At 65.8% G+C, this 234-nt stretch carries 1 protein-coding gene; it reads right to left on the bottom strand.

The genetic code is table 11. The annotated features are described in order from the left end of the window. Positions 1-234: PA3611 family quorum-sensing-regulated virulence factor (locus tag BST14_RS32390; RefSeq protein ID WP_211280878.1), on the bottom strand; the 234-nt coding region annotated here is incomplete at both ends.

The following is a 234-nucleotide window of genomic DNA, read 5'->3' as shown; positions in this document are numbered from 1 at the left end:
GCCCTGGATGCGGCAGCTGCCGGCATCGAAGCGTTCGGTGGCGACCGGCTGGTTGGTCTTGTACTCGGTGAAGCTGTAGGTGAGGATCGCGCCGCGGGCGAGCAACTGGCGATAGCCGGTGTTGCTGCACACGCTATCGCCGAGCTGGCTGCGCACGCTGTCCGGGTTGGAGCGCATGCGCTCGGCGTGGCTGGCGCGTACGCTGAGGTGATTGATCAACTGGTTGCCTTCGAC

It is taken from the genome of Mycobacterium arosiense ATCC BAA-1401 = DSM 45069 (genome assembly GCF_002086125.1).
In the GTDB taxonomy this organism is placed as follows: domain Bacteria; phylum Actinomycetota; class Actinomycetes; order Mycobacteriales; family Mycobacteriaceae; genus Mycobacterium; species Mycobacterium arosiense.
This window is presented reverse-complemented; position numbering and strand designations above follow the sequence as displayed.